General features: G+C 57.1%; 7 protein-coding genes. 1 reads left to right on the top strand and 6 read right to left on the bottom strand.

From position 1 onward, the window contains the following. Positions 1-447, top strand: a 447-nt coding sequence (locus IIA05_12495) for a M28 family peptidase (protein MCH9027910.1), incomplete at its 5' end; no start/stop codon positions are given. Between the two features lie 51 nt (positions 448-498). On the opposite strand, the gene dusA is transcribed toward IIA05_12495, so the two are convergent. The 6 genes from dusA to IIA05_12525 form a co-directional block, all read right to left on the bottom strand. Then, positions 499-1,476 (bottom strand): tRNA dihydrouridine(20/20a) synthase DusA, encoded by a 978-nt coding sequence (gene dusA, locus IIA05_12500; GenBank protein MCH9027911.1) that lies wholly within the window; start codon positions 1,474-1,476, stop codon positions 499-501. 130 nt (positions 1,477-1,606) lie between these two features. Continuing rightward, positions 1,607-2,008 carry a tRNA(fMet)-specific endonuclease VapC gene (gene vapC / locus IIA05_12505; protein ID MCH9027912.1) on the bottom strand — a complete coding sequence of 134 codons (402 nt, stop codon included), beginning with the start codon at positions 2,006-2,008 and terminating at the stop codon, positions 1,607-1,609. Beyond that, positions 2,008-2,238: an antitoxin gene (locus tag IIA05_12510; GenBank protein ID MCH9027913.1), complete on the bottom strand. Its 231-nt coding sequence runs from the start codon at positions 2,236-2,238 to the stop codon at positions 2,008-2,010. Before IIA05_12510 ends, vapC begins: the two co-directional genes overlap by 1 nt. 262 nt (positions 2,239-2,500) lie before the next feature. Next, positions 2,501-2,755, bottom strand: coding sequence for a hypothetical protein (locus IIA05_12515; protein ID MCH9027914.1), 255 nt, complete (start codon positions 2,753-2,755; stop codon positions 2,501-2,503). Further along, complete coding sequence (locus IIA05_12520) at positions 2,752-3,633, bottom strand: N-formylglutamate amidohydrolase (GenBank protein ID MCH9027915.1); 882 nt, start codon at positions 3,631-3,633, stop codon at positions 2,752-2,754. Before IIA05_12520 ends, IIA05_12515 begins: the two co-directional genes overlap by 4 nt. A gap of 89 nt (positions 3,634-3,722) precedes the next feature. Beyond that, positions 3,723-7,283, bottom strand: coding sequence for an EAL domain-containing protein (locus IIA05_12525; protein MCH9027916.1), 3,561 nt, complete (start codon positions 7,281-7,283; stop codon positions 3,723-3,725). Positions 7,284-7,388: the final 105 nt, after the last annotated feature.

Raw genomic sequence — 7,388 nt, forward strand, 5'->3', positions numbered from 1 at the left:
GCAGGCGAAGAGACCGGCCTGTTTGGCGCCAAGGCCTATGCCGAAAAGTATATGGCCGACCTGCACAAACATGTGGTCGGGATGGAAACCGATTTCGGCGATGGCAAGGTCTGGCGTATTTCTACGCTGTTCCCGGAGGACCGCCTGGAGATCGCCAGGGCCCTCCATGCGCCGCTGGAACCGCTGGGTATCGAGTTGGGCGATAACAAGACCGGCTCGGGCGCCGACATTAGCGTATTCAAGAAACTCGGCATGCCGGTGATTTCGCTGGGCCAGGATGGCACCGATTATTTCGACTACCACCATTCGGCCAGCGACACGCTGGACAAGGTGGACCCGGATAATCTTCGCCAGGTCGTCGCCGCCTTCGTGACCGCCACCTGGCTGGCCGCCTCGGGCGACGTGGATTTCGGCTTTCGGGAGCCGGAGGAAGAAACAATATTGTAGGAGGGCCCTCAGGCCCGATGCGCAGGCCAATCGCGGCTGAAGCCGCTCCTACTAGGCAAAAACCGCCAGCGATCGTAACAGCATGTCGCTGCCGGCATCGGGATTCTGAACCTGCTCACTGAGGAACCGCCGCCAGCGTTTGCCGCCGGCCTTGCCCGCATACAAACCCATCATGTGGCGGATTATGGCGTGCGGCCGCACGCCTTGCTCCGCGCACTCTTGCAAATAGCGACTCATTTTCCGCAACACCTGTTCGCGATCCGGCGCCGTATAATCGGTCTCTGGATAGACCTGTTTCTGCGCCTCGCACAACCAGAACGGATGATGATACGCATGGCGCCCGATCATCACGCCATCCAGTTTCTCCAGATGCACGCCGACCTGGTCCGTCGAATCGATACCGCCGTTGACCACGATGGCCAGGTTTGGAAACTCCTGTTTGATCCGGTAGGCGCGCTCATAGATCAGCGGCGGAACCTGCCGGTTCTCCTTTGGCGACAAACTGCTGAGCAACGCCTTGCGTGCGTGGATAACGAACACCTCGCAACCGGCGTCCGCCACGGTGCGGACAAAACCCCGCAGAAATTCATAACTGTCGTGATCGTCGATGCCGATGCGGGTTTTTACCGTTATCGGAATATCGACTGCCACCGCCATCGCGCCTACACATTCCGCGACCAGTTGCGGCTCGGCCATCAGGCAGGCGCCGAAGCTGCCGGCTTGCACGCGCGGGCTGGGGCAACCGATGTTCAGGTTGATTTCGTTATAACCGGCCTGCTCGCCCAGTTTCGCCGCGCCGGCCAGCAAAGCCGGGTCGCTGCCGCCAAGCTGTAGCGCTACGGGGTGTTCCTCGGCGCGAAATTCCAGCAGCCGGTCCGCATCGCCATGGATCAGCGCCGCCGCCGTGACCATTTCGGTATAGAGCAGCACGTCCGGCGACAACAGCCGCAAAAAATAACGGCAATGCCGGTCGGTCCACTCCATCATCGGGGCAACCGACAAACGTCGGTGAAAATTCAGCTCGGGCATCGTGCTGCGGCTTCCTGTCTTTGCATAGCAACGCAGTTTCCCCGATAGCGCCGACCGGCTCAAGCTGTCCCCCAATACCTCAGGATGGCCTTCCAACCCGATCGGAGACCGATCGCGGCTGAAGCCGCTCCTATCGGGTCCAGTTTTCCAAGCGCAATCCCGGGACCCTTTTGAATTCCCGTAAATTGTTGGTCACCAGTATCAGTCCGCGCGAACGGGCGTGCCCGGCGATCATCAAATCATATGGACCGATGGGTTTTCCCGCTTTCGCGAGCTCGGCTCGAACCTGGCCAAAGTGCTGGGCAGCCTGGTTATCAAAAGGCAGCACATCGACGCGAGCTGCCAAAGCTTCAATATCCGCGAGATTGCGCGCGGGTTGAGACGATTTTTCAGCCCCGTAAATAAGCTCACCCAGTGTGATCGTAGACATCGACAGGTAATCCGAATACTCCTTGAACGCATCCCTGACTTTTTTTGGTCGTTTCCTGATCGTATAAATCAATATGTTGGTATCCAACATATATTTGATCATTAAATCGATTTCCGCTCTTGATGAGTCGGTTGGTCCCGCTCGGACATGAAGTCTCCGGAAACGCCCTTACGATCGAACCATATATCCCAGCTCTCACCCGCCGGCGTGATCAAGCGTGCTCGCCCCAACTTGACGATGTCTACCTTTTTTACGCTCTCCGGCAGCGCAACAGGTTTCGGCAATCTGATTGCCTGACTTTTGTTGTTTTTGAAAACGGTTGACCGTGCCATATCTGCCCCCGTATAAACGGATGGTATTCATCTTGATTATGCGCAATACAAGGTATATGTCAATGGTATATACCTCATATTAGGCGATTGTGCCCCGCAGCCCTATTGAAAAGCCAATCGATGATCGAATCAAGCGATGAAAATCGTAAATTATAGGACAAACGCGTGGCGACTCTTTTGTTCGCAGGAGGGCCTTCAGGCCCGATGAGGTTTGCCACCGAGGCCAGCGATTGTTTTCACAGGCCTTTCGCGGTTTCCTCGATCAGGTAATCGACGACCTGGCATAGCGCATCGTGCTGGTCAGCTCCCAGCGGGCTTCTTCCAGCGTGCTGCAGATTCGTGTCCCGATTTCGATCTGTGCGCGCAAAAATTCGGGACTGACCTGGCCCTTGCACAAGTACTCGCATTTGCGCAGCATGCTCTCCGGCGGATCGACCGCCAGCGCCCTGGTTTTTTTGTCGACCAGCAGGTATTCCTCTTCGATACCTATGGTAAAGCTCGGCTCGGCAAGATTCATTTCAAATTCCCCGGCCAGCCAGTGAAAAATCGATACAGTTCTTCTTGCTCGAGTATCGGTTGCAGGCAGTTGGCCAGCGTCGTCGCCCATTGGCGCCTGGCGAGCGTATCGCGCAGCAGATCCTGCCTGATCTCGATCGAGGCATGCGGCAGACCGCGTTTCTCACCGTGATAATCGACCGTGAATTCATGCGGGTGGCGCCCGGAATAAGGTTCGTTGTCGCCGACCTTCAATCCCTTGTCCCGCAAATTCTGCATCAGCGGTACCGCGATGCGCGGATCGCTGTCCCAGAGGATGCCGATCTCCCAGGGCCGGTGGCTGTTATCAAAAAACGGGGTAAAACTGTGGATGGATAGCAATACCGGCGCAAAATTCCCCTGGCACAATCGATCGACCTGGCTGGCAATCGCCTGGTGATACGGCCAGTAAATCGCGTCCGCCCGCCGTTGTTTTTCGGGCGCGGTCAGCATGTGATTACCCGGCACATCATCACCGTCGCTCAGCGCCCGGAAGGCGGTCGCATCATCGAGCTTGCGGTTGCAATCCACGACCAGCCGCGAATAGTTCGCCAGGATGGTCGACGCACCCAGACCGCGCGCAAGAAATCGGGCGACATCGCCGGCGCCGATATCCCAGGCGATATGCCGCCGTATCGAAAATCCATCGAGGCCTAGATTATTCAGCGAGCGCGGTATGCGATTGCTTGCATGGTCGCAGACCACGATGATTTTCGCGGCTAACCCGGCGTAAAGGACTTCATAGGGAGGCGGTTCGTCGGCGGCCAGAAGCGGTGGCTGGTTTTCCTGGGGATGGCCATCGTTAGCACTGGAAAAGTCACGGCCGGGACTTCCCAGCGCGGACTCCTCCAGCTTAGACATGCGCTTGAATGCTTGAATTCATCCGGCCAATTTAGCCTGTGGCCGGTTCGCCCGCAACTGTGGCAACCCACAGCCTGCGGAGCCTGGTATCAGCGGCTTCTGGCGACGGATTTTTCTTTGCGCTGCGATCGTTCCGGCATCGTGAATTCGCTAACCGGCTTGGGTCTTGCAATGTGGTAACCCTGCGCGTAATCGACCCCAATTTCCGCCAGTTTCTTCATCGTTTCTTCGGTTTCGACCCGCTCCGCGACCGTCTTGATCCCCATGGTATCCGCCACTTCGCAAATCGCCCGCACCATCGCCTGGTCGACCGGGTCGGTAGCCAGGTTGGTAATGAAATGACCATCGATTTTCAGGTAATCCACCGGCAGGGTCTTCAGATAAGTAAACGACGACAGACCGCTGCCAAAGTCATCCAGTGAGAAACAGCAGCCCAGGTTTTTCAACCGCTTAATCAGGTGTACGACATTGGACAGGTTGTTGATCGCCGCGGTTTCCGTGATTTCGAAACAGATATCACCGGGTGGTGCGTCATATTCAGCAAACTGATCCAGAACATAATCGAGGAAACTGCGATTGTTCAATGAGGTGCCGGAGAGGTTGATCGCCAGCGTGATTTTGTGACCGTTGGCTTGCTCTCTCACCGCGGGATGGACTTCGCTAAGCACATGGTTGATCACCCAGCGGTCAAGATCGGGCATCAGGTTGAATCGTTCGGCCGCCGGAATAAAGACATCAGGCATGATCAGCTGACCCTCTTGATCGCGCATCCGCAACAGCAGCTCGCAATGCACATCATGGACATCGCCTCTGATCGCGACAATGGGCTGGAAGAACAGTTCCAGACGGCCCTCCTCGCGTGCCGTCTTTATCCGCGACACCCATTTCATTTCGTCGTGGCGCTCAGAGCTGTCATGACAGTTGTGATAACAACGCACCTGGTTGCGGCCATCATCTTTTGCGGTGAAGCAGGCGACATCGGCCGCGCTGAGCAACTGAGCCACCGAATCGTCTTCCGACCCGACCAGGACCAGGCCGATACTGGCGGAAATACTGACCGACTCCCCTTCCCACGCGAAGCTGGTATTGAATATTTCCTCGCGAAGTTTTTCCGCGATCTCTTCGCCGTTTGCCAGGTCGCAATCCACCAACACCATGGCGAATTCATCACCGTTGAAACGTGCGAGAAAATCGCCATCGCGTGCCTTGGCCTTGATGATCTTTGACGTCTGCTTGATCAAGTGGTCGCCGGCAGCGTGGCCCATGCTGTCGTTAATAACCTTGAGCTGATCGAGGTCCATGTACAAAAGCACGTGGCAACGCTTATCGTTTTTGCCGCCATCTTCAAGCAGCCGCGTAAAACGCTGTTCGAACTGTCGCCTGTTCTCCAGGCCGGTCAGTGAATCGTGGCTGGCCTGATAGGACAGCGCCCGTTTCAGGCGCCGTTCCTTGCTGACATCGTGAAACACCACAACCACACCGATCACATTGCCATTGCGGTCGCGTATCGGTGCGGCGGTATCCTGGATCGAATACTGATTGCCATCCCGGCTGATCAACGCAGTGCCCTCCTCCAGCTCGACCACTTCGCCTTGTTCCAGGCAGCGGCGAACCGGGCTGATCGCGGTCTCGCCAGTGCGCTCATTGACCAGGTGAAAAACCGCTTCGACCGGCGCACCTTTCGCCTGCTCCAGCTCCCAGCCGGTCAGGCTCTCGGCCACCGGGTTCAGGTAATCGACCTGCCCATCGGCGTCGGTGGTAATGACCGCGTCGCCAATTGACTGCAAGGTTACCTGGGCGCGTTCTTTTTCCTCGAACACGGCCATCTCACTGCGTTTGCGCTCGGTGATATCGGTAATCGTGCCCTCATAGGCCACGACCTTGCCATGCGCATCGAGCACCGCGCGGGCATTTTCGAGAACGACGATGGCTTTGCCGTCCTTGCGGCGCAGCTGGTATTCAAAGTTTCGAACGATGCCCTCTTCGTCGAGCTTTTTGATCAATGCATCGCGCTCCAGCGGATTGACATACAACTCCACCGCTTTTGACAGATTCTTGAGATCTTCTTCGCGGTCATAACCCAGCATCGAAACCAGCGCGGGATTGGCCGACTGGATCCGCCCATCCGCCGACGAACGATAAACGCCATCGACCACAGATTCGAACAGACCCCTGAACCTCGCTTCACTATCGCGCAACGCCTGTTCTGAAGACGCTCGCTCGACCGCGATCGCCGCCAGCCGTGACAAACGGGAAGCGGCTTCTATATCCTTGGCTTCCGGTGCACCGGATTTACGCCGGTAAAAAACGAATGCGCCGTGGGTCTCGCCATCCGATGTTTTGAATGGCACGGTCCAGCACGAACGCAGACGCAACGCATTCGCTTCGTTGCGGAAACTGTCCATCAACGCGCTGTGTTCGATATCGGCGACCACCAGTTGCCGGCCCTGGTAAACGGCCTTGCCATAGAGCGCTTCACCGGGACCGAGCAGCGCCTTGTCGACGGCGCTGATAAAATCATCGGGCAAACTCGGCGCCGCCACATGCTTTACGCGCTTTTCCGGGCCGCCGAGCAAGACGCTGGCCATGACGCCGGGGGTCACCCGCTCCATGGCCAGGCAAATAGTTGCAAGTACCACTGACAGCGGCGCTCCCGATGCCATTCTCTCCAGCACTTTCTTTTCGCCCTGGGCGATCAGTTGGGCACGCTTGCGCACCGAGATATCGGATATGCTCCCGCGAATGAGGTTGCGATCCTCACCCGGTAAATGCGAAAGGCGCACTTCGCACTGAAGGTCGATGCCCTCGGCATCGCGATGCGTCCACTCGAACTCGGTCGGCGCCCCTTCCTTCACCGCCTTCATTTTTTCAGCAATCACTTCGAACGAACTGTGTCCATCGGGTTGTACCGGCGGGCTGAGCTGGGCGGGGCCGATTTCCAGCAGATCTTCACGGTTCATCTTGAACAACTTGATGGCGTTTTCATTGACGTCGATAAACTTGGCCTCATCCACGTCGATCACGACAATGGCTTCCGGCGCGTTTTCGACCAGGCTGCGGAAACGCGCTTCGCTGGTCCGCAGGGCCTTCTCGATTTCCTTGCGCTGGCTGATATCGCGCAGGCAACCGACGTAGATTTTTTTCTTTCTCAGCATCGTTTCGCTGATCGCCAGTTCGGCCGAGAACAGCTCGCCGTTCTTGCGTTTGCCCTGGGTTTCCCAGGACTCCAGGTCATTGGTCATGGTGGTGGACAATGCCGCGAGTTCGCTCAGAAATTCTTCTACCCGCCCCCGCGCTTCGGGTATCAACAGTTCGAGAGAGCGGCCACGCAACTCGTCTTCGCTATAACCGAAAATCCGCTCGCCGGTCGGGTTGAAAATTCGTATCGAACCGTCTTCATTGAGCGTGAAGATCGCATCCTTGACGTTGTCGAGAATAGCTTGCAGCCGGTTGTCGCGAGTCTCGCGAATTTCCTCGCCGAGATCGGCGAGATTATCCGAGATCATCTGGATGGTGTGTTCGGCTTTGATCCGTTCCTTGTCCTGCTCGCAGTAAAACTCATCGACCAGCGCCAGCAGCCGATCGAGATCGGTCGACTCACCGCTCTCGCTGCGCGCTTGTTCCAGCTGTTGTCTGAGTTTCTTATGCACCGCGTTCCCTGCCGCTAACCGACCGGTTTTACATAATCCGTCGGAGCCATCCATGACCCCGAATATGCGTGAAATAGTAGTCTCCGGCCTGGCAGGAGGCTGTGA

This window comes from Pseudomonadota bacterium (assembly GCA_022572885.1).
Taxonomy (GTDB): domain Bacteria; phylum Pseudomonadota; class Gammaproteobacteria; order Steroidobacterales; family MnTg04; genus MnTg04.

Bases quoted from the DNA above. Each gene is read 5' to 3' on its own strand.
- vapC (MCH9027912.1), bottom strand. From the start codon at position 2,008: ATGATCAAATATATGTTGGATACCAACATATTGATTTATACGATCAGG.
- dusA (MCH9027911.1), bottom strand. From the start codon at position 1,476: ATGCCCGAGCTGAATTTTCACCGACGTTTGTCGGTTGCCCCGATGATG.
- IIA05_12520 (MCH9027915.1), bottom strand. From the start codon at position 3,633: ATGTCTAAGCTGGAGGAGTCCGCGCTGGGAAGTCCCGGCCGTGACTTT.
- IIA05_12510 (MCH9027913.1), bottom strand. From the start codon at position 2,238: ATGGCACGGTCAACCGTTTTCAAAAACAACAAAAGTCAGGCAATCAGA.
- IIA05_12515 (MCH9027914.1), bottom strand. From the start codon at position 2,755: ATGAATCTTGCCGAGCCGAGCTTTACCATAGGTATCGAAGAGGAATAC.